Origin of the sequence: Pseudomonas sp. Z3-8 (assembly GCF_051131975.1) — a bacterium.
Classification (GTDB): domain Bacteria; phylum Pseudomonadota; class Gammaproteobacteria; order Pseudomonadales; family Pseudomonadaceae; genus Aquipseudomonas.
On record NZ_CP071643.1, the window covers coordinates 1,990,317 to 2,016,358 of the forward strand.

The 26,042-nt window shown below is 62.7% G+C and carries 17 protein-coding genes; 8 read left to right on the forward strand and 9 right to left on the reverse strand.

Annotated features, from left to right (window positions below):
• Positions 1-37: 37 nt before the first annotated feature.
• Together J3P94_RS09315 and mobA are read right to left on the reverse strand one after the other, a co-directional pair.
• On the reverse strand, positions 38-259 hold the full coding sequence (locus J3P94_RS09315) for a YgdI/YgdR family lipoprotein (protein ID WP_025212647.1): 222 nt from the start codon (positions 257-259) through the stop codon (positions 38-40).
• A gap of 75 nt (positions 260-334) precedes the next feature.
• On the reverse strand, positions 335-937 hold the full coding sequence (mobA, locus tag J3P94_RS09320; protein WP_434572848.1) for a molybdenum cofactor guanylyltransferase MobA: 603 nt from the start codon (positions 935-937) through the stop codon (positions 335-337).
• Between the two features lie 78 nt (positions 938-1,015).
• Here mobA and moaB point away from each other — a divergent pair, with 78 nt between their 5' ends.
• Both moaB and J3P94_RS09330 read left to right on the forward strand, forming a co-directional pair.
• Entirely contained in the window at positions 1,016-1,555 is a 540-nt protein-coding gene (gene moaB, locus J3P94_RS09325) for a molybdenum cofactor biosynthesis protein B (RefSeq protein ID WP_434572850.1), read from the forward strand.
• A 22-nt stretch (positions 1,556-1,577) separates the two neighbouring features.
• Positions 1,578-2,765 carry a molybdopterin molybdotransferase MoeA gene (locus J3P94_RS09330; protein ID WP_434574143.1) on the forward strand — a complete coding sequence of 396 codons (1,188 nt, stop codon included), beginning with the start codon at positions 1,578-1,580 and terminating at the stop codon, positions 2,763-2,765.
• A gap of 50 nt (positions 2,766-2,815) precedes the next feature.
• Here the strand turns inward: J3P94_RS09330 and J3P94_RS09335 are convergent, their stop codons facing one another.
• Complete coding sequence (locus J3P94_RS09335; RefSeq protein ID WP_305499812.1) at positions 2,816-3,124, reverse strand: hypothetical protein; 309 nt, start codon at positions 3,122-3,124, stop codon at positions 2,816-2,818.
• A 337-nt stretch (positions 3,125-3,461) separates the two neighbouring features.
• Here J3P94_RS09335 and yegS point away from each other — a divergent pair, with 337 nt between their 5' ends.
• Entirely contained in the window at positions 3,462-4,379 is a 918-nt protein-coding gene (yegS, locus tag J3P94_RS09340) for a lipid kinase YegS (RefSeq protein ID WP_305499814.1), read from the forward strand.
• Here yegS and J3P94_RS09345 read toward each other — a convergent pair.
• The 3 genes from J3P94_RS09345 to J3P94_RS09355 all read right to left on the reverse strand — a co-directional run bounded on the left by J3P94_RS09345 (position 4,363) and on the right by J3P94_RS09355 (position 6,616).
• The gene (locus J3P94_RS09345; RefSeq protein ID WP_305499816.1) at positions 4,363-5,022 is read right to left on the reverse strand and encodes a response regulator; all 660 of its coding nucleotides are present in this window, start codon (positions 5,020-5,022) and stop codon (positions 4,363-4,365) included. The genes yegS and J3P94_RS09345 overlap by 17 nt on opposite strands.
• Positions 5,019-5,912, reverse strand: coding sequence for a sensor histidine kinase (locus J3P94_RS09350; RefSeq protein WP_434574144.1), 894 nt, complete (start codon positions 5,910-5,912; stop codon positions 5,019-5,021). The genes J3P94_RS09345 and J3P94_RS09350 overlap by 4 nt, the downstream gene beginning before the upstream one ends.
• Before the next feature lie 233 nt (positions 5,913-6,145).
• On the reverse strand, positions 6,146-6,616 hold the full coding sequence (locus J3P94_RS09355) for a hypothetical protein (protein ID WP_434572853.1): 471 nt from the start codon (positions 6,614-6,616) through the stop codon (positions 6,146-6,148).
• Positions 6,617-7,076: 460 nt separating this feature from the next.
• Here J3P94_RS09355 and J3P94_RS09360 point away from each other — a divergent pair, with 460 nt between their 5' ends.
• The gene (locus tag J3P94_RS09360) at positions 7,077-8,000 is read left to right on the forward strand and encodes a chemotaxis protein CheV (RefSeq protein ID WP_214999118.1); all 924 of its coding nucleotides are present in this window, start codon (positions 7,077-7,079) and stop codon (positions 7,998-8,000) included.
• 72 nt (positions 8,001-8,072) lie between these two features.
• Positions 8,073-8,882 carry an MOSC domain-containing protein gene (locus J3P94_RS09365; protein ID WP_434572855.1) on the forward strand — a complete coding sequence of 270 codons (810 nt, stop codon included), beginning with the start codon at positions 8,073-8,075 and terminating at the stop codon, positions 8,880-8,882.
• Positions 8,883-8,982: 100 nt separating this feature from the next.
• Here the strand turns inward: J3P94_RS09365 and J3P94_RS09370 are convergent, their stop codons facing one another.
• Both J3P94_RS09370 and J3P94_RS09375 read right to left on the reverse strand, forming a co-directional pair.
• Positions 8,983-9,267, reverse strand: coding sequence for a pyrimidine/purine nucleoside phosphorylase (locus J3P94_RS09370; protein ID WP_003183665.1), 285 nt, complete (start codon positions 9,265-9,267; stop codon positions 8,983-8,985).
• 87 nt (positions 9,268-9,354) lie between these two features.
• Entirely contained in the window at positions 9,355-9,897 is a 543-nt protein-coding gene (locus tag J3P94_RS09375; protein WP_305499825.1) for an exonuclease domain-containing protein, read from the reverse strand.
• Positions 9,898-10,218: 321 nt separating this feature from the next.
• Here J3P94_RS09375 and J3P94_RS09380 point away from each other — a divergent pair, with 321 nt between their 5' ends.
• Positions 10,219-10,995 (forward strand): substrate-binding periplasmic protein, encoded by a 777-nt coding sequence (locus tag J3P94_RS09380; protein ID WP_434572858.1) that lies wholly within the window; start codon positions 10,219-10,221, stop codon positions 10,993-10,995.
• A gap of 68 nt (positions 10,996-11,063) precedes the next feature.
• Positions 11,064-12,077, forward strand: coding sequence for a GNAT family N-acetyltransferase (locus J3P94_RS09385; RefSeq protein ID WP_434572860.1), 1,014 nt, complete (start codon positions 11,064-11,066; stop codon positions 12,075-12,077).
• A 112-nt stretch (positions 12,078-12,189) separates the two neighbouring features.
• Here the strand turns inward: J3P94_RS09385 and J3P94_RS09390 are convergent, their stop codons facing one another.
• Complete coding sequence (locus tag J3P94_RS09390) at positions 12,190-12,738, reverse strand: RNA polymerase factor sigma-70 (protein WP_025212663.1); 549 nt, start codon at positions 12,736-12,738, stop codon at positions 12,190-12,192.
• A 281-nt stretch (positions 12,739-13,019) separates the two neighbouring features.
• Here J3P94_RS09390 and J3P94_RS09395 point away from each other — a divergent pair, with 281 nt between their 5' ends.
• Complete coding sequence (locus J3P94_RS09395; protein WP_434572862.1) at positions 13,020-26,003, forward strand: non-ribosomal peptide synthetase; 12,984 nt, start codon at positions 13,020-13,022, stop codon at positions 26,001-26,003.
• The last annotated feature ends 39 nt before the right edge of the window (positions 26,004-26,042 follow it).

A 26,042-nucleotide genomic window follows, 5' to 3' on the forward strand; every position in this document is an offset into this window, starting at 1 on the left:
TTGCGGGCTTTTTTCTATCTGGCTGTAACGCTGAAGATCACAGGTCTTTAACGGTACGAACCTGGTCCTTGTTCACGCGAGTCTGCTTGCCGTCCAGTTGCTCGAATTCGTAGAAGCCGCTGTCTTCGTCGTATTTTGGCGTGTCGACGGCCTGGATTTCGCGACCGTCATTCAGGGTAATCACTGTTGGCGATGCACACCCGGCGAGAGTGGCGAGGCCCAGCGCGAGCATGAAAGTGGCGAGGGTCCGTTGAGTCATGGTGTTTCTCCGAAATGGATTCTTCAAGTTACTGACCGTAAGACGTATACATCGCATGTTAGTTCCTGGCTAGTGTCAATCTGACACGCCTGTATGCCGGGCCAGCAGTTCCGGCGTATTGAGATTCGCCAGCCGGGCATCGTTGGCCGGGCATTGCAAGGCGACGGCATGTAGCGTGCGCATGATGCGGCCGGGACTGCGTTCGCCTTCGTCCCAGGCCCTTTCAAAGTCTGCTGCCAGGCCCCGTGGGATGATGCATAACAACGGCTCCCAATGCTCACCCTGACGCACCATCAACGGCTTGCCGGGATGGCGGCTTGCCGTTTCGCGCATGCTGTCGAGCAGGCTTGAGTCGATTTGCGGAACATCACAAGGCAGTACCAGCAGATACGCATGTCGCGCCACCTTGAGACCCGCCCGGATGCCTGCCAATGGCCCGGGAAAATCCCCTTCGGCGTCATGCACCAACTGATCGGCATACAATGCGTAGCGCTCCGGGTTGCGGTTGCAAGAGATGATCAGATCGTCGCTCAGGGCCCGGGTCCGCCGATGAAGGTGGGCTATCAACGGTTCGCCTTGCCATTCCAGCAGGCCTTTGTCCTGGCCTCCCATGCGTTGTCCGCGGCCACCCGCCAGGAGCAGGATCGAGCAGGCTGGCAAGGGATCGTTCGAGGTCATGATGTGTCTCCGCACAGGCGAAAAAATGGGGCGCTGTGATATAACACCGGGCTGTTTCCCCTACAACTGGACGAGCCTATGAAAGCCAAGGCTGATGTACCTTTCGTACCGCTCAATATCGCGGTGCTGACTGTCAGTGATACCCGAACTCTGGAAACCGACACGTCGGGACAGGTTTTTGTCGACCGCCTCACGGAGGCGGGGCATAACCTTGCGGCCCGGGTACTGCTTAAAGATGATCTTTACAAGATCCGCGCACAAGTCGCCACCTGGATCGCCGACGACGTGGTGCAAGTGGTGTTGATCACCGGTGGCACCGGTTTCACCGGTCGCGACAGCACGCCCGAGGCCGTTACGTGCCTGTTGGACAAGCAGGTCGATGGTTTTGGTGAATTGTTCCGGCAGATATCCGTGGCGGACATTGGCACTTCTACCGTTCAGTCCCGGGCGCTGGCCGGCCTGGCCAACGGTACGTTGGTCTGTTGCTTGCCGGGTTCGACCAATGCGGTGCGTACCGGATGGGACGGGATCCTGGCCGAACAACTGGACGCGCGCCATCGGCCGTGTAATTTCGTCGCCCATCTGAAACAGGCTGCCCCTTGTGAATCCCGTGGGTAAACCGGGCAAGGCCGGCGCCCTGATGGCCGTCGAGGTCGCGCTGGAGCGGTTGTTCGAGATGGCGGCAGCCACGCCCATCACTCAGCATGAGCGCGTGCCGCTGGCTGAGGCGCAGGGGCGAGTATTGGCCGAGGACCTGGTCTCGACACTTGACCTGCCGCCCTGGCCCAACAGTGCGATGGACGGCTACGCCTTGCGCCTGAATGACTGGAGCGGCGAGGCGTTGGTCGTCAGTCAGCGGGTTTTCGCCGGGCAGGCTCCAGACGCTCTCGCCGCGGGTACCTGCGCGCGTATCTTCACGGGTGCGCCGGTCCCGCCGGGTGCCGATTGCGTCGAAATGCAGGAAAACGCCATTGTCGACGATGATCAGCGGGTAAGATTCACCCAGCCCATGGTCAGCGGACAGAACATTCGACCTCAAGGACAGGAAACAACCATCGGGGAGCGAGTCCTCGACGCCGGCACCCGCCTGGGTCCGATCGAACTCGGGCTCGCGGCATCCCTGGGGTGTGCATCGCTGCCAGTGGTGCGCAAAGTACGCGTTGCGGTGCTGTCGACAGGTGACGAGCTGGTGGAGCCTGGCCAGAACCTGGGTCCAGGCCAGATCTATAACAGCAATCGTGTCCTGCTCTGTAGCTGGCTGCAGCGCCTGGGTTGCGATGTTGTCGACGCAGGTATCCTGCCCGATGATTTGCCTGCTACGCGTCGCTGTCTGGCCGGGCTGTCGGATGTCGACCTGATCCTTTCCACCGGCGGCGTATCGGTGGGGGAGGCAGATTTTCTCGGCGTTGCATTGCGCGAAGAAGGCGAATTGACGCTCTGGAAGCTCGCTATCAAGCCTGGAAAGCCGCTGACGTTCGGCCACTTCCGTGGCCTGCCGGTAATAGGCCTGCCGGGAAATCCCGCTTCTACGCTGGTGACTTTTGCACTGTTGGCTCGGCCTTACCTGCTGCGGCGCCAGGGCGTTCAGTCAGTGGCGCCCCTCAAGTTCAAGATACCTGCAGGCTTCACCTGGCCGAAGGCGGGCTCTCGCCGAGAGTACTTGCGAGGTCGCATTGAAAACGGTCAGGCGATCATCTACCGCAACCAGAGCTCAGGTGTCCTGCGCAGCGCCGCCTGGGCCGAGGGGCTGGTTGAAGTCCTCGAAGGGCGAACACTGGTCGAGGGTGATGAAGTGAGCTTCATTCCCTTGAGTGAAGTGCTGGATTAATCCTGGCAACGTTGTCCGCCCGAGTGAGTAACCGTGCCTTATGCCGGCCTTTATCGCGACAGCAACGTCACCACCTGATCGAAGCGGCTATTCGCCACCCAGCCCAGCAGGCCGACCACCACTGCGGCTGCACCGGCCAGATAGGCGAGCCGGTGTCGGACCGCTTTCACATCGGTACGGATTTCATCCATGTCCCTGCGGATGTATTTGAGGTGAGTTTCCAGTTCAACGACGCGCGGTTCCAAATCAATTCCTCCTACGGGATTAATGCAACTTTTGCCTTCGTTTTGCTTATCGGCCCGCTCGCTCCTGAGCGGGCCAAATTGCCGGGGGGACAATTTGAATTCATGGCCGGGCATGAGGCGTTCCTCCGCTGTGTCCATGAGCCTTCAAATGATTGGTCCTGCCCCTGCGGGCCTTGATGTATCCATCCATGGGTTATTCATCCTTGTCTATTGGTGTTTTTTCGATTCAGCGCAACAGAATGCCAAGGTGTTCCAATACGGCTGGAGGGTCAATTGAGCTGATTCGCCAGATCTTGTAGGAAAAGTCCTTGAATGAAGGGTTGCCGAGAAGAGGCAGTCCGCCGCCTCCTTCGAGGTGCTGGGTCTTATTTTGTATAAATTGAGCAGCGCCGGGCTTTTTCGGCTGAATGAGCGGTCCCATTTCCTGAACCTTCCAATGACGGAGACAACGATGAGCAAAGGCAAGGCGCTACTGATCCTGCACGGCAAGCAAGCGCTCAACGAAGAGGTTCGCGCGGCAGTGATGCTCAAGCGCAAACAGGGCTGGGACCTGGCGGTACGGTTGACCTGGGAAGCAGGGGATGCCCGGCGATGCGTCGACGAAGCACTGGATGCCGGTTACACCCGATTGATCGCCGGTGGCGGTGACGGAACCCTGCGCGATATCGCCGAGGCGATGGTCCAGCGGCCTGGCGATGCCAGCCTGGTGCTGCTCCCCCTGGGCACTGCTAACGATTTTGCCCGGGCGGCCGGCGTCCCGTTGGAGCCGGACCAGGCCCTGGAGCTGCTGGATGTCACGCCCAGGGCGATTGATGTGGGCGAGGTCGGCGGCTGTATTTTCCTGAACATGGCGACGGGCGGCTTCGGTAGCCAGGTGACCGCCAATACCTCCGAGGACTTGAAGAAAGTCCTTGGGGGCGCCGCTTATCTGTTTACCGGCCTGTCGCGTTTCAGTGAGTTGAGCGCAGCCTATGGCGAACTGCAGGGCCCCGATTTTCACTGGCGCGGCGACTTGCTGGCGCTGGGCATCGGCAATGGTCGGCAGGCGGGTGGGGGGCATTTGCTCTGTCCGCAGGCGTTCGCCGACGACGGTTTGCTCGATATCAGCATCCTCCCGGCGCCTCAAGAGGTTGTCAGTACGCTCAAGGATCTGCTGGCCGGTGGCCTGGGCATAGACAACATGTTCGTACGAGCGCGTTTGCCCTGGGTGGAAATCAAGGTGGCGCAGGGCCTGGACATCAATCTGGATGGCGAGCCGTTGCAGGTCGACGATCTACGTTTCACCGTGCGCCCGAAAGCGCTACGGGTGCACCTGCCGTCGGATTCGCCATTGCTGGAGGGTGCGGCGCTGCTTAATCATCCAGGCTGATGATCTGTTCGCGGACCGCAAACAGTACCAGTCCGGCCACGTCATGGATCTGCAGGCGCTTCATGATCTGGGCCCGGTGCGTTTCCACGGTCTTGATGCTCAGGCTCAGGCCGTTGGCGATTTCCCGGGTGGACTTGCCACGAACGATCAGCCGCAGGATCTCCAGCTGGCGCGCTGTCAGGTTGTGGTTCTGGGCTGGATCGGGCTGATGTTTCTGAACGCGGGTCAGCGCCTGGTTGATCACGGTATGGGCGATGGCCGGGCTCAGGTAGCGTTCGTTGTTGCGCAACGCGTCCAGGGCGTGCGCCAGCTCGGTGGCAGTGGTGTCCTTGAGCAGGTAGCCATGGGCCCCTGACTCCAGCGCCTGCATGATCAGCGCGGGGTCAGTGTGCATGGACAGGATCAGCACCTTGCTCTGGGGGCGTACCTTCCTGAGTTGCTGCAGGGCTTCCAGGCCGCCGGTATCCTTCATGGAAATATCCAGCAGCACGATATCGGGGTTGAGGCGTTCTACCAGTTCCGGCAATTGCGCGCCGTCACTGGCTTCGCCGACGACGGCGTAGCCAGGGAGATCCAGGACCAGGGCGCGTACACCGGCCCGGATCAGCGAGTGGTCATCTACCAGAAGCAAATTACAAGTCAATGGAGAACCTTATTCTTGCTGGCTCGCTCAAGGGCACGCGGTGCCCAGGGAATACGAGCTTCGATATGCGTGCCTTTCCCGGCCTCGCTGGTGACCTTGAGGGTGCCGCCCAACTGTTCGACTCGCTCCGACATGCCGGCCATGCCGCGCTGTCCTTCGCGGCCGGGGTGGCTGGCCGGGACGAATCCCTGGCCGTCATCGCTGATCAGCAACGTCAGCCCTTCAGGAAGGCGCTGCAGGCGCACCAGCAGATTGCTCGCCTGGGCGTGGCGCAACATGTTGGTGACGGCCTCCTGGGTGATCCGAAAGGCGGCGACGGTCATTTCGTCCGGGATGCCGGTCATGCGCTGCTGACAATCGAGGCTCCATTTCACCGGCGTATTGGCCAATGTCTTGAGTAGATGAGCGCGGAGACTGGCTTCGAGCCCAAGGCTGGTCAGCTGCCTGGGATTGAGGATCGCCGAGACATCACGCACTTTGTTCAGGGTTTCGTCCAGCGTGTCGCTCAGTACGCTGCATTGGCCCTGCAAGTCTTCCGGCAGGCGGCGCTTGAGCCATTCACTTTGCAGTTTTGCCGCGGTCAGCAGTTGGCCAATGTCATCGTGCAGTTCGCGGCTGAGCCGGTGACGCTCGTTTTCCTGGACCTCCAGCAGTCGGTCGGCCAGTTCCTGCGGCTGGAACTTGATGGACTTGCGCGATAGTCGATAGTGGATCCAGACACAGGCCAGCGCCGCGCCATTAAGTACCAGCAAGCCCAACGGCAGCGGATGGGCCAACAAGTAGGCCAGCAGGCAACCGAGGGTCGAGCAGATACACAGCAGCAATGTGAACCGGCGGGCGTTTTCTCGGGACGGTGGCCAGGTGATGATTGACTTGAAGCTGGCGTGCATAACGGATGGAGCCAATGAATGTTCGCTGCGGGCAGGCCAGTCAGCGCATCTGACGGGCCGGGTCGGGTAAATGTTTCAGGTCGGGGACGGCTTCGGTTGGCGGCTTCTTGCGCCGCTGTCCGAGGCGACTGACGCGAGACATAGTACCACTTCGGATTTCGTTGGTCGCGCCCGGCTTGGCGGCGGCAAAGCACGACGGGCCAGGCACATGATGTTGGTCGGCTGCTACCAGCTCACGCTTGTTTTTGTGCGTAAGGAACCAACGCCATCGGGCGCGGCGTCGGCACCGCCTCGCAGGGACTCTGGCCGACCTGGAAGGCAAATGCTTCGATCAGGGAAGTCTGTTCAGTGTTGTCCAGACTCAGTTTGCCGGTGGTGTGGTCGACGAGCTCCAACTGCCAGGCCATCAGGGTAAAGCAATCTTTCAGCGCGACCAGTGCCTGGTCGTGCAGCTCCATGTGGTGTTGCGCATGACTGAGCAAGCCATGGATATGCAGCGAAAACTCCGAAACGGCCTCCAATGCGAGAGCGTCGGCCTTGTTTGCCAGCTTCAGCAACGTGCTGAGCATGCAGTCGATGGCATCCTTGTCGTTGTTGATCAGCTCCAGATGGCTCAGGCATTCCTCCGACTTGGCCAAGAGTGTCTCGGCTTCAGTCAGGAACTCGGGAAGACGCTGGCTCCAATTGCTGCGATCGTTCGGCATGCTTATCTCCACAACATCATGTCAGGCGAAAGCAGATCGCGTGTGGCGAACGGCTGGGTCTCATGGCCGGTACGAACGAAGGTGCCTTGCGGATCGCAAACTCGGCCTCGCAAACGATTGCATTGAAATCGGTTGGGAGACTGGAAATCCGTTGTTCTGCAGTCGCGCACAAACGCCTGACTCCGTTCAGCAATGAGAATGGCGTCACATTAATGGCTATTGGATAGCGGGAATATCAGGTTAGACCTGATTGTGCCTAGGGGAATCCCTTAGGCGGGGGAACTTACTGCGTCAACGGAAGTCGCGCAGCGGAAAAAACGGATGTAAACGGAAGGCCAGTAAAGCATGATGTCTATGTGACATCAATGCCCGCGGCGGTATTTAATGTCGGGGTCAAGATCCGGCGCATACCGCCGATAGCGTCTTTACAGATTCATCCGAACAAGCCCAGGAGTCATCGATGGCCGGCATTCTCGACACAGTAGATCAACGAACCCAATTGGTGGGTGAGAATCGCCTGGAAATTCTCATGTTTCGCCTGGCGGGGCGCCAATTGTTCGCCATCAACGTATTCAAGGTCCAGGAAGTGCTGCAACTGCCGAAGCTGACCTTGATGCCCCAGCGCCACCCGTTCGTCTGCGGCGTGGTCAATCTGCGTGGCCAGACCCTTCCGGTGATCGATCTTTCCCAGGCCATCGGCATGCGTCCGCTCGTGCCGGGACCTAACAGCACCATCATCGTCACCGAGTACAACCGTTCGGTACAGGCGTTCCTGGTAGGGGGCGTGGACCGCATTGTCAACATGAACTGGGAAGCCATCCTGCCGCCTCCGACCAGTGCCGGTCGCGAGCATTACCTGACGGCTATCAGCAAGGTCGACGACCAGTTGGTGGAAATCATCGACGTGGAGAAAGTCCTCGCTGAAATCGTCCCCTACAACGCCAAGGTCTCACGGGACAAGCTCGAGGATCCGGTGCTGGAACGAGCCCGCGGTCGAGAAGTCCTGCTGGTGGACGATTCCAATGTCGCGCTCTCGCAGTTGCGTGACACCCTGGGCCAGTTGGGCGTGAAGATGCACATCGCCAGCGACGGCTTGAAGGCACTGAACATGCTCAAGGCCTGGGCCGACACTGGCGAAGTGATGACCGACAAGTTGCTGATGATTTTCACCGACGCGGAAATGCCCGAGATGGACGGCTACCGCCTGACCACGGAAATCCGCAACGATCCACGCCTGCGTGGGCTCTACGTGGTGCTGCATACCTCGCTGTCCGGCAGCTTCAACGATTCGATGGTCAAGAAGGTCGGCTGTGACAACTTCCTTTCCAAGTTCCAGCCGGACAAGCTGGTCGACGTGGTGCGCCAGCGGTTGATGCTCGGCTGAGGCTGATCGAGGTTTGCTTCACCGGCTCGCTCGTATAAGGTTGCGCTTTTTCGTCATCAGGGAAAGTTGATCATGTTGCGGCTGAGCGCGTTGTATCGGTATCCGTTGAAGTCCGGCAAGGGGCAGCCGCTGCAGGGCATCGGCCTGGACAAGCTCGGGCTCGACGGTGATCGACGCTGGATGCTGGTGGATGAGGCCAGCGGGCGCTTCCTGACCCAGCGGGCCGTGGCAAAGCTGAGCCAGCTTTCGGCGTTGTGGAACGCGGCGGGCGGACTGACACTCAGCGCGCCGGGCTACGGCGCCGTCGAGGTGCCGCTGCCGCCTTCTCTCGAAGAACAACGGCGTGGCGTGATCATCTGGCGCGATACGCTGCGTGTGCCGGATGCCGGTGACGCGGCGGCTGCCTGGGTCAGTGAGTTCATCGGCAATCGCACCCGGCTGGTCCATGTGCCGGTGGAGTTGGCTCGTACCACGGCAGCCGGCTACGGCAAGGATGACGACAAGGTGGCCTTCGCCGACGGTTTTCCCTTGTTATTGATCGGCCAGGCCTCGTTGGAGGATTTATCGGGCAGAGTTGGCCGCTCGCTGGAAATGCTGCGCTTTCGTCCCAACCTGGTGGTCGAGGGCAGCGAGGCGTTCGCCGAAGACGGCTGGAAGCGTCTTCGTATCGGCGAGGTGGAGTTCCGGGTGGTCAAGCCGTGTTCACGCTGCATCATGACCACGGTCGATCCGCAAACCGGCGAACGCGATCCGCAGCGCGAGCCTTTCGCCACTTTGCAACAGTACCGTTCTACCCCGGATGGTGCGATGTTCGGCCAGAATCTGGTCAACGATGGCAATGGCCGACTTGAGGTCGGCATGCCGGTTGAAGTGCTGGAATAGAAGATCCCTGAATAAAAAATGCCCGTGTCGCTGGAGACGGGCATTTTTATTTATCACGCAGGCGCTTTTGTGGCGAGGGAGCAAGCTCCCTCGCCACGGCTCAGCCGCGATATTCGCAGAGGTAAGCCGTGTCGACGGCTACCTTGAGCTGGAACTTGCTGTTGGCCGGGACGTTGAACTGGCTACCGGCGGCGAAGGTTTCCCAATCGGTGCTGTCGGGCAGTTTCACGGTCAGGGCGCCGGAAACAACATGCATGATTTCCCGCTGCGCAGTGCCGAACTCATATTCGCCCGGTGCCATGACGCCGATGGTCGCTGGACCTTCGGCGGTGCCGAAGGCGATCGACTTGACGGTGCCGTCGAAGTACTCGTTGACTTTGAACATGGGCGATTCCTCGAGAAAGGGCTGAAAAAGGCCGGCCAGTATGCACAAGGCCACAACAGCCGTCATCTGTTGCGCCTGGCAGGGCGCTCAGCCCGTCAGCACCAGCGGCAACAATCGCGCCGTATTGCGGGCGTCCTCCAATGCACGGTGCTGTTGGCCGCAGAACTGCAGGCCGGCCAGTTGCAACGCCGCATTGAGCCCCAGCGGTCGCTCCAGCCGACGGGCCTTGGCAAAGCGCTGCTTGAGATTCATGTGCGGTACCTGGCCGAGCGCGCTGTGCAAGTGCTGGCCTTGCCATTCCTGAAGCAACTGCTTGCGGTCATAGTCTCCCCAACTGACCCAGCCTTCGAGGTTCGCTCGATAAGGCGCCAGCCAGTGTTCGAATGCCGGCCAGACCTCGGTCAGCGGTGCGGCGCCGTCGATATTGGCCTGGCTGATATGCGTCAGCGTGCGACAGAAAGAGGTCAGCAACGGGCGCCTCAGCGGCCGTACAAAGCGCTGGAAATGATCCACCTCGCGCCCATCCCGATTCACCAGGGTGGCGCCGATTTCGATGATTTCCATTTCGGTAACCGGCCAGCCACCTTCGTCGGTGGTGGCTTCCAGATCAATCACCAGCCAGTAAGGCATTGCAAGGTTCCCGGTATCGGCGTGCAGATGGGTTTGAGCGTAGTCAAACCCGAAGCATCCGCCTAGTCCCTGATGACGCGCGAGCGACCAGACCGGCCTGATGGAGGTTGTCCTGCATCGAAGATGGCTGTTCGCTGTCCGAGCGCTTGCTTGGTTGCCTTGGCCAGCTTAAATTGCCCCGCGCGACCGGATGAAAGAAGAACAACGATCGAGCCGCTGTTTAAATTGATCGTGCGGCTGGCTAAGCGGCTGAAACCGCCTAGCGTGAAGAGTGATGGGGACTTTGGGGGAGTGGTTATCTTGACGTGTTCGCCGATGGGGATGACCTCACGTACCTTGCTGGCCGTCCTGGCCATGTTCTTGACCGTGTCAGCTGAAGCTGCACAAGTGGTCCGGATCGGCGCGGCGCATTTCCCGCCTTATACCGTTCGTCCCGAAAACGGCGCCGACACCGGTCTGTTACCGCAATTGGTGGAAGCCTTGAACCGGTCGCAGGCCGATTATGAATTCGTGCTGGTACCCACTTCGATTCCGCGCCGGTTCAACGATTTCAAGCAGGGCCGGGTCGACATGGCGATTTTCGAAAACCCCGACTGGGGTTGGCAGGATGTGCCCCATACTCCGGTAGACATGGGCCTGGAGGATGCGGAGATATTCGTCGCCCAACGCCAGCCGGATCGCCAGCAGAGCTATTTCGCCGATCTCAGGGGCAAGCGCCTGGCCCTGTTCAGCGGTTATCACTATGCGTTTGCCGAATTCAACGCCGATCCCAAGTTCCTCATTGGCCAATACAACGCCACGTTGACCTATTCCCACGACAGCAACCTGCAGATGGTGTTGCGCACACGCGCGGACATTGCCCTGGTGACCCGTTCCTACCTCAGCGATTACGTGTTGCGCAATCCGCAAGTGGCCTCGCAGTTGCTGGTATCCGAACGCATCGACCAGATTTACCATCATTACGCACTGATTCGGCCCCAGGCGCCCATTTCCCCACAAGCGTTCGCCCAGATATTGCAGAAGTTGCGGGACGACGGCCAGTTGCTGGAAATCTTCCAGCCCTACCGGATCGAGCTGGTGCCGACCCACGTCCATTGAAACCGGACCTTAAATTTATTTGCCTGGCTCACGTCACACGTTGACCACCGACGAAAACGTGAGCTCCCATGTCCAACCTCAATCAGCCGACCCTATTGCCCTTGCCCGGCGGGCGCAGCCTGGGTGCCGATGAAACCGAACGCCACCTGAGCCTGATGCTCGAAGGTGCGCCGCTGATCCGCCTGCGCCTGGAGCGCGGTCCCCAGTTGCACGTCCATTTGCAGGAAAGCAGCGACCGGCCGGTCGGCCCGGCACTCTGGGCGGCCTGCTATTGGCTGTTTGCCAGGGATCCCGAATGTCAGCGCCTGGTCTGGCACCTCAATGAGCGTCCCGGTGAGGCCCTGCTCAGCGGTTTGTTGATGGGCGGGGAACTCAGCGGCGAATACATCTGCGAACGCACGCTGTTCTGGCAACTGCCGCAGCCCTGGCTGGGAGAGTCGTTCAGCGGCAGTTATCCGCAACAGATGATCGTCACCGATGGCAAGCGCCATCCACGTCGCCCGATCAAGCCGCGCGGCGAGGTGTATCGCCGTTTCGACGCGCGGCTAGGGGCCTGGGTGTCTTTGCGCACGCTTGAAATCGAGCAAGACCTGACGCGATTCAACCGCTGGCAGAACAGCCCCAGGGTGGCGAGCTTCTGGCAGGAGGAGGGCAGCCTGGAACAGCACCGCGAGTACTTGACCAGGCTTGAGCATGACCCTCGAGTCTTGACCTTGATCGGTTGTTTCGATGAGCAGCCATTCGCCTACTTCGAAGCCTATTGGGCCAAGGAGGATCGAATCGCACCGTTTTATGACGCTCACGCCTATGACCGCGGCATTCACATGCTCGTGGGCGAAGAGCAGCATCGAGGTCCGCACAAGGTCGCAAGCTGGCTATCGGCGCTGGTGCATTACCTGTTTCTCGACGATCCGCGTACCCAGCGCGTGGTGGCCGAGCCTCGGGCCGACAATGCGCGGATGATCGGGCATCTGCATAACCAGTGTTTTCATTGTGAAAAGGAATTCGATTTCCCGCACAAGCGCGCGGCGCTGATGATCCTGGGGCGCGAGCGGTTTTTTGACCGGTGTTCGTTGGTGTGAGGCTGTGTCACCGGTAGGCCCTCTTCGCGAGCAGGCTCGCTCCCACAGAATTCACGATAAAAATTGTGGGAGCGAGCCTGCTCGCGATTGGCCTGAAGCCTTTGCGCAGATTTCACCGCCGGGCGAACGTATCCCCACGCACCCCTGACACCTTGCGGCAATGCACCAGGGCGTCGCGGATCATGAAGTTCACCAGTGTCGGCGAGACGCCCAGTTCCTTGGCGATGTCTTTCTGCGGTACGCCGTGCAGGCGGTACATCTCGAAGGCGTAACGGGTTCGGCTGGGCAGCTCGGTCAGCGCGTCGGCAATGTGTTCGAGGGTGGAAAAGTTGATATGCGACGTTTCTGGCGAAGCACCCTGGATCACCACGTTCAACCCTTCTTCTTCCGGCCCCGAATATTTCTGTTCCAACGCCTGTTTGCGGTAGTGGTCGATCGCCAGATTGCGCACGATCTGGAACAGGTAGCTGAGTTGAGCCTTGAAGGACGAGGTGATCTGGGGCGCCGATTGCAACCGGAAAAACGCATCCTGGACCACGTCTTCCGCGCGGGAGCGGCAGCCGGTGATACGCGCTGCGATCTTGACCAGGATCATCCGGTTGTCGACGAAGGCCTGGAGTAGCGGTGAGTCGCACCTGCTTGTGGATACTTGTTCCGTCATGGAATTCACCTTACTGCAAATAGTTAGCGGGACGACCCGTGCATCGGATCCGTCCTACATGTCGAGCGCCAAATTAGGCTTAATGATAATCGTTGTCAATTGAGAAGAAGAATTATTGATAGGCGGAAGTCCAGCCTGGAAACTGCGACCCGTTGCCGCGGCGTGGCGCCGACCGATGATCATCCGGATGCGCGGAGGCAAGGCCTGCGACTAATTATTTGCCGGTGTAATCCGTTCCCAAGGGTGACCACTTGCAAGCCGAATCCAGGCAGGAACCCCACATGACCGACGCGTTCGAACTCCCCAGCACCCTGGCCCATGCCCTCCAGCGCCGCGCCGCGTTGACGCCGGACCGGGTGGCCTTGCGCTTTCTTGCCGACACCCCGCAGCAGGGCGTCGTGTTGAGTTATCGCGACCTGGACTTGCGCGCCCGGACCATCGCCGCCGCTTTGCAGGCCGAGGCGGAACTGGGTGATCGCGCCGTACTGCTATTCCCGAGCGGCCCGGATTACGTCGCGGCGTTTTTCGGTTGCCTGTACGCCGGCGTGATCGCCGTTCCGGCCTACCCACCCGAGTCCACCCGCCGCCACCATCAGGAGCGTCTGCTGTCGATCATCGCCGACGCCCAGCCGCGGCTGTTGCTCACCAGCAGTGAGGTGCGCGACACGCTGCAGGCCATCGAATCGGCACCGCCGGTACTCTGTGTCGATATCCTCGATCCGGCCCACGCCGGCCAATGGCGGGCGCCGAACCTGCAAGACGACGACATCGCCTTCCTGCAATACACCTCCGGCTCCACTGCGTTGCCCAAGGGGGTGCAGGTGAGCCACGGCAACCTGGTGGCCAACGAAGCGCTGATCCGGCATGGCTTCGGGATTGACGTGAATCCCGACGACGTCATTGTCAGCTGGCTGCCGCTGTATCACGACATGGGCCTGATCGGCGGTTTGCTGCAACCGATCTTCAGCGGGGTGCCGTGCGTACTGATGTCGCCGGCGTATTTCCTCGCCCGACCGTTGCGTTGGCTGGAAGCGATCAGCGAGTACGGCGGCACCATCAGCGGCGGCCCGGATTTCGCCTACCGGCTGTGCAGCGAGCGGGTCAGTGAGTCGGCCCTGGAGCGCCTCGACTTGAGCCATTGGCGCGTGGCCTATTCCGGCTCCGAACCGATTCGCCTCGACAGCCTGGAGCGCTTCGCCGAAAAGTTTGCCTCGTGCGGCTTCACGCCGGACAGTTTCATGGCTTCCTATGGCTTGGCCGAAGCCACCCTGTTCGTCGCCGGCACGCCGCGTGGCCGAGGGATCCCCGCGATGCGAATGGATGACGCGGCATTGGCGCAAAACCGCGCCGAGCCGGGGCAGGGCAACGCAGTGATGAGTTGCGGCGTGAGCCAGCCGGACCACGCGATACTGATCGTGAAGCCCGCCACGCTACAGCCGCTGGCCGACAATCAGGTCGGCGAAGTCTGGGCCGCCGGGCCGAGCATCGCCCACGGTTACTGGCGCAACCCCGAGGCCAGCGCCAGGACATTCGTCCAGCATGCCGGCCGCACCTGGCTGCGCACCGGCGACCTTGGCTTTGTGCGCGAAGGCGAGCTGTTCATCACGGGGCGCCTGAAGGATTTGCTCATCGTGCGCGGGCATAACCTTTATCCACAGGACATCGAGCAAGCCGTAGAACGCGAAGTCGAGGTGGTGCGCAAGGGACGGGTCGCTGCATTCGCGGTCGACAACGGCGGCGAAGAGGGGATCGGGATTGCCGCGGAAATCAGCCGCAGCGTGCAGAAAATCCTCCCGGCCGAGGCCTTGATCAAAGCGATTCGCCAGGCCGTGGCCGATGCCTGCCAGCAAGCCCCGAGCGTGGTGGTGCTGCTCAACCCAGGGGCCTTGCCGAAGACTTCGAGCGGCAAGCTGCAGCGTTCGGCCTGCCGGGCACGACTGGCTGACGGCAGCCTCGACAGCTATGCGCTGTTTCCCTCGGTCGAGGTGCAAACCCATGAGGCGGGCGCTTCATCGAAGCTGCAAACGCTGATTGGCCAGATCTGGTGCGAGCAGTTACAGGTCGACCAGGTCCAGGGCGACGATCATTTCTTCCTGCTGGGTGGCAATTCCATCGCCGCCACCCAAGTCATTGCGCGGCTGAGCGAAACCCTCGGCCTGGAGCTCAACCTGCGCCTGCTCTTCGAAGCCCCAACGCTCGGCGCTTTTGCCGCGGCAGTGGCGAACCTGCAGCAGGACGGCGGCCAGGCCCAGGGCGCCATCAGCCGGTTGCCACGCCACGAGCCGCTGCCGCAATCGTTGGCGCAAAACCGCTTGTGGCTAACCTGGCAGCTGGATCCGGCAAGCCGTGCCTACAACATTCCCGGCGCCATCCGCCTGCGCGGCGAGCTGGACGAAAACGCCTTGCGCGCCAGCTTCCAGCAATTGATCGAGCGCCATGAGTCCCTGCGCACGCGGTTCCTGGAACGCGATGGGGTGGCCTTGCAGCAAATCGATCCGGCCGGCGAGTTCAATCTTCAGGTGATCGATCTTTGCGACATGCCCGCTGACCAGCGCGAAGCGCGGGCGCGGCAGATCCGCGAAGACGAAGCCGCCACGCAGTTCGATCTGGAAAAGGGTCCGCTGCTGTGGGTCACCTTGTTGCGCCTGGATCAGGACGACCACCAACTGTTGGTGACGATGCACCACATCATCGCCGATGGCTGGTCGATGAACGTCCTGATCGAGGAATTCTCACGGCTCTATGCCGCGGCGTCCCAGGGACAGGTCGCCGAGTTGGCGCCGTTGCCGCTGCACTACGCCGACTACGGCAGTTGGCAGCGCCAATGGCTCGGGCAAGGTGAAGCCGAGCGCCAACTGGCCTATTGGAAACAGCAACTGGGCGATGAGCATCCGACCCTGGCGCTGAGCACCGATCATCCGCGCAGCGCCCTGCATCAGCGCAGCGCCGCGCGCCACAGCCTGCGCCTGGACAAGGACATCGGCGATGCCCTGCGCCGGACGGCCCAGGCCCATGACGCCACGCCGTTCATGTTCTTGCTGGCGGCATTCCAGGCGCTGCTGCAGCGCTACACCGGCCAGTCCGACATCCGCATCGGCGTGCCCAACGCCAACCGCCCGCGCCGGGAAACCCAGGGCCTGATCGGCTTCTTCATCAACACCCAGGTGCTGCGCGCGCAAACCGATTCGCGCCAGCCATTCGCCGCGCTGCTGGCCCAGGCCCGGGAAGCCACGCTGGGCGCCCAGTCGCATCAGGACCTGCCTTTCGAACAACTGCTGGAAGCGTACCCACAGGCGCGGGACCAAGGTCTGTTCCAGGTCATGTTCAACCATCAGCAGCGCGACCTCGGCGCGTTGCGGCGCCTGCCGGGGCTGTTGGCCGATGAGTTGCCGTGGCACAGCCGCGAAGCCAAGTTCGACTTGCAGTTGCATAGCGAAGAGGACCGCAACGGACGGCTGACGCTGTCGTTCGATTACGCTGACGAGCTGTTCGAGGCGACGACTGTCGCCCGCTTGGCCGAACACTTTTGCAGCCTGCTTCGGGCGGTTTGCAGCAACCCGCAACAGGCGATCGGCGACGTGCAGCTGTTGAGCGACGCTGAATCCGCGCAACAGGTGCCATGGGGCTCGGCGCCTTGCGAGCCGGCCAGCCAGTGGCTGCCGGAACTGCTCAACGAACAGGCCCGCCGCACCCCGCAACGTACCGCGTTGCAGTGGGACGGCGGTGCGCTGGACTATGCCGAGCTGCACACCCAGGCCAATCGCCTGGCCCATTACCTGCGGGACAAAGGCGTCGGCCCGGACGTCTGCGTGGCGATTGCCGCCGAGCGTTCGCCGCAGTTGCTGATCGGCGTGTTGGCGATCATCAAGGCGGGGGGCGCCTATGTGCCGCTGGATGTCGATTATCCGGCCGAGCGCCTGGCCTACATGTTGGGTGACAGCGGCGTCGATCTGCTGCTGACCCAAACCGCCTTGCTGGACCGCTTGCCGGCCTGCGCAGGCGTCAGCGTCATCGCCATGGACGCCCTGCATCTGGAGCAATGGCCGAGCAATCCGCCGGGGCTGCATTTGCATGGCGAGCATCTGGCGTACGTGATCTACACCTCCGGTTCGACCGGTCAGCCGAAGGGCGTCGGCAACACCCATGCCGCCCTGGCCGAGCGCCTGCAATGGATGCAGGCCGCCTATGGGCTGGATGAAACCGACGTGCTCATGCAAAAGGCGCCGATCAGTTTCGACGTGTCGGTGTGGGAGTGCTTCTGGCCGCTGATCAACGGCTGCCAACTGGTACTGGCCGGCCCCGGCGAGCACCGCGACCCGCACCGTATCGCGCAGTTGGTCGAGCGGTTTGGCGTGACCACGCTGCATTTTGTACCGCCGCTGCTCAGCCTGTTCCTCGAGGAGCCGTTGAGCGCCCGCTGCACGAGCTTGCGGCGGATCTTTTCCGGCGGCGAAGCGTTGCCGGCCGAGTTGCGCAACCGGGTGCTGGCGCAACTGCCGGCGGTGCAACTGCACAACCGCTACGGCCCGACCGAAACCGCTATCAACGTCACGCACTGGCACTGCAGCGAAGCCGATGGCGAGCGCTCGCCGATCGGTCGTCCGCTGGCCAATGTGCTCTGTCGCATCCTCGACAGCGACCTCAATCCGGTGCCGGTCGGTGTGCCGGGTGAATTGTGCATCGGTGGCCTCGGCCTGGCCCGGGGTTACCTGGGACGACCGGGGCTGACGGCCGAGCGGTTTGTCGCCGACCCGCTGGGTTCGGCCGGCGCGCGGCTGTACCGCACCGGCGACCGGGCGCGCTGGGGCGCTGACGGCGTCATCGAATACCTCGGTCGCCTCGACCAGCAGGTCAAGCTGCGTGGTTTCCGGGTCGAGCCGCAGGAAATCGAAGCGCGACTGCTCGCCCAGCAGGGCGTCGCCCAAGCGGCGGTGCTGGTACGTGACACCGCGGCCGGTGCGCAATTGATCGGCTACTACACCGCGGTCGATGTCGATGAAGATGAAACCGTCCAGGCTGCTCGCCTGAAAAACGCCCTCGTCGGCGAATTGCCCGACTACATGGTGCCTGCGCAATTGCTGCGCCTGGACGTCATGCCCCTGAGTCCGAGCGGCAAGCTCGACCGTCGCGCCTTGCCCGAGCCGCAGTGGCAAGTGCGCGAGCACGTCGAGCCGGTCAGCGCCCTTGAACAGCGGGTCGCCGGCATCTGGCGCGACGTGCTGGGGCTGGAGCGCGTTGGCTTGCGCGACGACTTTTTCGCCTTGGGCGGCCATTCGTTGCTGGCGACCCAGATCATTTCCCGCACCCGCCAGGCCTGCGATGTCGAGCTACCGCTGCGCGCGTTGTTCGAGGCCAGTGAGCTGGGCGCCTTCGCTGAGCAGGTGCGGTTGATTCAGCTAAGCGGCCAGACCAACCGCCAGCCGCCGATCGAGAAAGTCGACCGCAGCCAACCGGTGCCGCTGTCCTATTCCCAACAGCGTATGTGGTTCCTCTGGCAAATGGAGCCGGACAGCCCGGCCTACAACGTCGGCGGCATGGCGCGGTTGCGCGGGGTGCTGGATGTCGGACGCTTTGAAGCGGCGTTGCAGGCCTTGATCCTGCGTCATGAAACCCTGCGCACAACGTTCCCGAGCATCGAAGGCGTGCCTCGCCAACAGGTGCACGGCGAGACGGGCCTGCGCATGGGCTGGAAGGATTTCTCGATGCTCGACGCCGACATGCGCCAGCAACGGGTCCGGCAACTGGCCGACAGCGAGGCCCACGAACCCTTCGACCTGGAAACCGGGCCGCTGCTGCGGGCCTGCCTGGTCAAGACCGCCGAGCATGAGCATTACTTTGTGCTGACCTTGCACCACATCGTCACCGAAGGGTGGGCGATGGATATTTTCGCCCGTGAGCTGAGCGCGCTGTATGAAGCCTTCGTCGATGATCGCGAGTCGCCGCTGGAGCCGTTGCCGGTGCAATACCTCGACTACAGCGTCTGGCAGCGCCAATGGCTGGAATCCGGCGAGCGCCAGCGTCAGCTGGACTATTGGACCGCCCAACTGGGCCGCGAACATCCCTTGCTGGAGCTGCCCGCCGATCGCCCGCGTCCGCCGGTGCAAAGTCATCGTGGCGAACTGTTCCGTTTCGACCTCAGCGATGAGTTGGCCGCGCGGGTCCGCACCTTCAATGCCGAACGTGGCCTGACCCTGTTCATGACCATGACCGCCGCCCTGGCCGTGCTGCTCTATCGCTACAGCGGCCAGACCGACCTGCGCATCGGCGCGCCGGTGGCCAACCGCATCCGCCCGGAAAGCGAAGGGCTGATCGGCGCGTTCCTCAATACCCAGGTGCTGCGTTGCCAGCTCGACGGGCAAATGTCGGTGGGCGAACTGTTCGAGCAGGTGCGCCACACCGTGATCGAAGGCCAGTCCCACCAGGACTTGCCCTTCGATCATCTGGTCGAAGCCCTGCAGCCACCGCGCAGTGCCGCTTACAACCCGCTGTTCCAGGTGATGTGCAACGTCCAGCGCTGGGAATTCCAACAGAGCCGCACGTTGGCTGGCATGAGCGTCGACTACTTGGTCAACGACGCCCGCGCTACTAAGTTCGACCTCAACCTGGAAGTCACCGACCTCGACCAGCGCCTGGGTTGCTGCCTGACCTACAGCACCGATCTGTTCGATGAGCCGCGCATCGCCCGCATGGCCGGTCATTGGCGCAACCTGTTGGAGGCGCTGCTGGTCGATCCGGCTCGGCGGCTGAGCGAATTGCCGTTGCTTGGCGTCGGCGAGCAGCAGCAAATGCTCGACAGCCTGGGCGTCGAGCCCGGTGAGCATCGCCTCGATCAATGCCTCCACGTGCTGTTCGAAGAACAGGCCCGGGCGCGTCCCGACGCAGCCGCGCTGACGTTCGCCGGGCAGACCCTGAGCTATGCCGAACTCGAACGCCGCGCCAATCGCCTGGCCTGGATGCTGCGCGAGCGGGGCGTCGGGCCGCAGGTACGGGTGGGCCTGGCGCTGGAGCGCTCGCTGGAAATGGTCATCGGCCTGCTGGCGATCCTCAAGGCCGGTGGCGCCTACGTGCCGCTGGATCCGGAATACCCGCTGGACCGTTTGCACTACATGATCGAAGACAGTGGCGTCGGTCTGCTGCTCAGCGACCGGACCATGTTCCAGGCCCTCGGCCCATTGCCGCCTGGCGTGCAGCGCTGGTGCCTGGAGGACGACAGCGAGGCGTTGGCGCAGTACCCGGACCAGTCGCCGTCGCTGATCAATCTGCCGCAGCACCAGGCGTACCTGATCTACACCTCCGGCTCCACCGGCAAGCCCAAGGGCGTGGTCGTGTCCCACGGTGAAATCGCCATGCATTGCCAGGCGGTGATCCGCCGTTTCGGCATGCGCCCGGACGACTGCGAGCTGCATTTCTATTCGATCAATTTCGACGCGGCCACCGAGCGCCTGCTGGTGCCTTTGCTCAGCGGCGCTCACGTGGTGCTGCGCGCCCAGGGCCAGTGGGATGCTCAGGAGATTTGCGGGCTGATCCGTCAGCACCGCATCAATATTCTCGGCTTTACCCCGAGTTATGGCGGCCAATTGGCGCAATGGCTGGCGACCCAGGGGCAAACGTTGCCGGTACGCATGTGCATCACCGGTGGCGAAGCCTTGACCGGCGAACACCTGCAGCGCATCCGCGCCGCGTTCAGCCCGAGCCTGTTTTTCAACGCCTATGGTCCGACCGAGACGGTGGTGATGCCGCTGGCGAGCCTGGCGCCGGAACAACTGGAGGAGGGCGCGGGCAGCGTACCGATCGGCAGCGTGATCGGCGCCCGGCGGGCCTACATTCTCGACGCGGACCTGGCGTTGGTGCCGCCAGGCGCGACGGGTGAGCTGTACGTTGGTGGCGCCGGCCTGGCCCAGGGTTATCACCAGCGTCCGGGCATGACCGCCGAGCGCTTCGTCGCCGATCCGTTTGCCGCCGATGGCGGTCGGCTGTACCGCACCGGCGACCTGGTGTGCCAGCGTGCCGACGGCCAAGTGGAGTACCTGGGACGAATCGATCATCAAGTGAAGATTCGCGGTTTCCGCATCGAACTCGGGGAAATCGAAAACCGCCTGCTGGAGCACGACGCCGTGCGCGAAGCGGTGGTCCTGGCCCTCGACATGCCGGGCGGCAAGCAGTTGGCCGCTTATCTGGCCAGCGACATCGCCGAGCAGGACGCCATGGCACAAGTGGCCCTGCGCGAAGCGCTGAAGCAGCACCTCAAGACGCAACTGCCGGAGTACATGGTGCCCACTCACCTGATCCTGCTGGCGAGCATGCCGCTGACCGCCAACGGCAAACTCGATCGCCGCGCCTTGCCGATGCCCGATCCGGAGCTCAATCGCCAGCAATACGTGGCGCCGAGCAATGCCCTGGAACAAGCGCTGGCAGCGATCTGGTGCGACGTGCTGAACGTCAAACAGGTTGGCCTCAACGACAACTTCTTCGAGTTGGGCGGCGATTCGATCCTGTCGATCCAGGTTGTCAGCCGTGCCCGGCAGCAGGGCATCCACTTCACGCCGCGAGACCTGTTTCAGCACCAGACCGTGCAGGCCTTGGCCGCCATCGCCACCCGCAGCGAGCAGGTGAGTGTCGAGCAGGGGCTGTTGAGCGGTGAGTCGGGGCTTACGCCGATCCAGCATTGGTTCTTTGCCAGCGAGATACCCAACCGTCACCACTGGAACCAGGCGCTGCTACTGGAGCCGCCCACGCTGCTCGAACCACAGCTTCTGGAGCAGGCGCTGCAGGCTGTTTTCCAGCAGCATGATGCCTTGCGCCTTGGCTTCGCCAATACCACCGGGCATTGGCGCGCCGAGCACCAGCCCTTGTTCGATGGGGCGTTGCTGCAGCATATTTCGGTGCAGTCCACACAAGCCTGCGAAGCGCTGTTTGCCCAGGCGCAGCTTGGCTTCCAGCTGTCGAGCGGGCCGTTGCTGCGCGCCGTGCTGGCGGACTTGCCGGACGGTCGGCAGCGCCTGCTGATCGCCATCCATCACCTGGTGGTGGACGGAGTTTCATGGCGGGTGTTGATGGACGATCTGCAGACGGCTTACCGCCAATCTGCCGGCGGGCAGCCGCTGCGGTTACCGGCCAAGACCAGCCCGTTGCGTGACTGGGCTGCGCGGTTGCAGGCCTACGCCGGCAGCGAATCCCTGCGCGAGGAATTGAACTGGTGGCGCGACCAACTGAGCGGGCCGGACGTTACGCTGCCTTGCGCGAACCCTGGCGGCGGGCGGCAGGAGCGACACGCCGCAAGCGTCAGCGTGCGCCTGGACGCCGAGCGTACCCGGCAACTGTTGCAGCAGGCACCGAGCGCCTATCGCACCCAGGTCAACGACCTGCTGCTCACGGCGCTCGCCCGCGTGCTGTGCCGCCAAGGCAATCAGCAATCGGCGCTGATCCAGCTCGAAGGCCATGGCCGCGAGGCGCTGTTTGATGACGTCGACCTGACGCGCACCGTGGGCTGGTTCACCAGTGTCTATCCGCTGCGCCTGAGCCCGGCGGCCGATGATGTCGGCGCGTCGATCAAAGCCATCAAGGAGCAACTGCGCGCGGTGCCCCACAAGGGCCTCGGCTACGGCGTGCTGCGTTATCTGGCGGACGCCGGCACACGCCAGGCGATGGCCGGTTTGCCGCAAGCGGCGATCACTTTTAATTACCTCGGTCAGCTTGACCATACGCTCGGCCAGGACGCGTTGTTCCAACCGCTGGATGCGCCTCTTGGCGCCATTCATGACCCTGACGCGCCACTGCCGAACGAGCTGAGCGTCGACGGTCAGGTCAGCGGCGGCGAACTGCTGTTGCGCTGGACCTTCAGTGCCGAGCGGCATGACCGTGAAAGCATCGTCGCGCTGGCCGAGGCCTATCTCGACGAGTTGCAGCGGCTGATCGAACATTGCCTGGCGGACGAGGCGGGCGGCCTGACGCCGTCGGATTTCCCGCTGGCAAAACTGACCCAGGCACAGTTGGACAACCTGCCGGTGCCGGCCGGGCAGATCGAGGATGTCTACCCGCTGACGCCGATGCAGGAAGGCATGTTGCTGCACACCCTGCTCGAACCGGGCACGGGCCTGTACTACATGCAGGACCGCTACCGCATCAACAGCGAACTGGACCCGCAGCGTTTCGCCCAGGCCTGGCAGGCGGTGATTGCCCGCCACGAAGCCTTGCGCGCTTCGTTCTGCTGGAACGTCGGCGAAGACATGCTGCAGATCATCCACAAGCCCGGGCGCACGCCGGTGGAATACCTCGACTGGCTGCACGTGCCTGAGAACGATCAGGAGCCCAAGCTCCAGGCGCTGCTCAAGCGCGAGCGCGAGGCCGGTTTCGATCTGCTCAACGAGGCACCGTTTCACCTGCGATTGATCCGGGTCGGCGCGGCGCGCTACTGGTTCATGATGAGCAACCACCACATCCTGATCGATGCATGGTGCCGTTCACTGCTGATGGATGATTTCTTCGAGATCTACACCGCCCTCGGTGAACATCGCGAGCCCCGGCTGGCCGTGCCGCCGCGTTATCGCGACTACATCGGCTGGTTGCAACGCCAGGGCCTGGCTGAAGCCCGGCAGTGGTGGAAGCAGAACCTGCAAGGCTTCGAGCGGACCACGCCGATCCCCGCCGATCGCCCGTTCCTGCGCGAACACGCCGGTGACAGTGGCGGCATGGTCGTCGGTGACTGCTACACCCGGCTCGACGCTCGGGACGGCGCGCGACTGCGAGAACTGGCCCAGGCCCATCAATTGACCGTGAATACGTTCGCCCAGGCCGCGTGGGCCCTGGTATTGCGCCGGGTCAGCGGCGATCGGGACGTACTCTTCGGCGTCACCGTGGCCGGGCGCCCGGTGGAATTGCCGCAGATGCAACGCACCGTGGGCTTGTTCATCAACAGCGTCGCTCTGCGGGTGCAGATCCCGGGCGATGACCAGCGTTGCAGCGTGCGTCAGTGGCTCAACGGCTTGCTGGACAGCAACATGCAATTGCGCGAGTACGAATACCTGCCGCTGGTGAGCATCCAGGAAGTCAGCGAACTGCCCAAGGGCCAGCCGCTGTTCGACAGCCTCTTCGTGTTCGAGAACGCACCGGTGGAAGTCTCGGTGCTGGATCGTGCCCAGAGTCTCAATGCCACCTCGGACTCGGGCCGCACCCACACCAACTTCCCGTTGACGGCGGTCTGTTATCCGGGCGATGACCTGGGGCTGCACCTGTCTTACGACCAGCGCTATTTCGATGAGTCCACCGTCCAGGGCCTGCTGGGCGAGTTCAAGCGATTGTTGCTGGCCTTGATGGAAGGTTTCCACGGTGACGTGGCCGAGCTGCCGCTGATTGGCAGCGCGGAACAGGACTTCCTGATCGAAGGCTGCAACCAGAGCGAGCGCGCCTATCCGCTGGAGCGCAGTTACGTCGAGCTGTTCGAGGCCCAGGTGGCGGCCCATCCGCAACGCATCGCCGCCAGTTGCCTGGAGGCCCGCTGCACTTACACCGAGCTGAACGAGCGCAGCAATCGCCTCGGCCATGCGTTGGTCGCCGCTGGCGTCGGGCTCGATCAACCGGTGGCGCTGCTGGCCGAACGCGATCTCGACCTGTTGGGCATGATCATCGGCAGCCTCAAGGCCGGCGGCGGTTACCTGCCGCTTGATCCGGGCCTGCCGAGCCAGCGCCTGAGCCGCATCATCGAACTGAGCCGCACGCCGTTGCTGGTCTGCACCCAGGCCTGTCATGAACAGGCGCTGGCCTTGCTGGAAGAGTTCGCCTGCGCCGGCCGGCCAAAGCTGCTGGTCTGGGAAACCGTTCAGGCCAGCGATGTGTCGCGGGACAATCCGCGCCTCTACAGCGGGCCGGACAACCTGGCCTACGTGATCTACACCTCCGGTTCCACCGGCTTGCCCAAAGGCGTCATGGTGCAGCAGCGGGGCATGCTCAATAACCAGCTCAGCAAGGTGCCTTACCTGGCGCTGGACGAGACGGACGTGATTGCCCAGACGGCGTCGCAGAGCTTCGACATTTCGGTGTGGCAGTTCCTTGCCGCGCCGCTGTTCGGTGCTCGGGTGGACATCGTGCCCAATGCCATCGCCCACGACCCGCAAGGGCTGCTGGAACACGTAAAACGCCAGGGCATCAGCGTGCTGGAGAGCGTGCCATCGTTGATCCAGGGCATGCTCGCCGAGGAACGCATCGGCTTGGATGGCCTGCGCTGGATGCTTCCGACCGGCGAGGCAATGCCGCCGGAACTGGCCCATCAATGGTTGTTGCGTTATCCGGACATTGGCCTGGTGAATGCCTACGGTCCGGCCGAATGTTCCGATGACGTGGCGTTCTTCCGGGTCGACCTGGCTTCGACGCGCGGCAGCTACCTGCCCATCGGCACGCCGACCGACAATAACCGCCTGTACCTGCTCGACGGTGCGCTGGAACTGGTGCCGCTGGGCGCGGTGGGCGAGTTGTGCGTTGCCGGCACCGGGGTCGGGCGCGGTTATGTCGGCGATCCGCTGCGCACGGCGCCGGTGTTCGTGCCCGATCCGTTCGGGGCGCCGGGCGACCGGCTGTACCGCACCGGTGACCTGGCGCGCCGCCGCAGCGATGGGGTGCTGGAATATGTCGGGCGCATCGACCACCAGGTGAAGATTCGCGGCTATCGCATCGAACTGGGGGAAATCGAAGCGCGTCTGCATGAACAGCCCGAAGTCCGTGATGCGGCAGTGGGCGTGCAGGAGGGCGCCAATGGCAGGCATCTGGTGGGTTATCTGGTCGCCGCCGACGCGACGCTGAGCCCGACCGAGCGGTTGGATCGCATCAAGCAGCGCCTGCGCAGCGAATTGCCGGAATACATGGTGCCGCTGCACTGGCTGTGGCTCGACCGCCTGCCCCTGAACGCCAACGGCAAGCTCGATCGCAAGGCCTTGCCGGCCCTGGAGATCGGCCAGTTGCAAAGCCAGGATTACCAGGCCCCGGCCAACGAGCTGCAACAGACCCTGGCGGACATTTGGGCCGAGGTGCTGAAGGTCGAGCGGGTGGGCGTAAGCGACAACTTCTTCGAGCTGGGCGGACACTCATTGCTGGCCACACAGATCGCCTCGCGCGTGCAAAAAGCCTTGCAGCGCAACGTGCCGCTCAGGGCCATGTTCGAGTGCAGCACGGTGCAGGAACTGGCCGAATACATCGCAGGGCTGGGGGCCAATGAAATCACCGAGGAGAAAGTCGATCGACTGAATGATTTGATGGCGGAATTGGAAGGAATGTAGTTTTGCGGCGTCTATAAGGACCCTTTCGCGAGCAGGCTC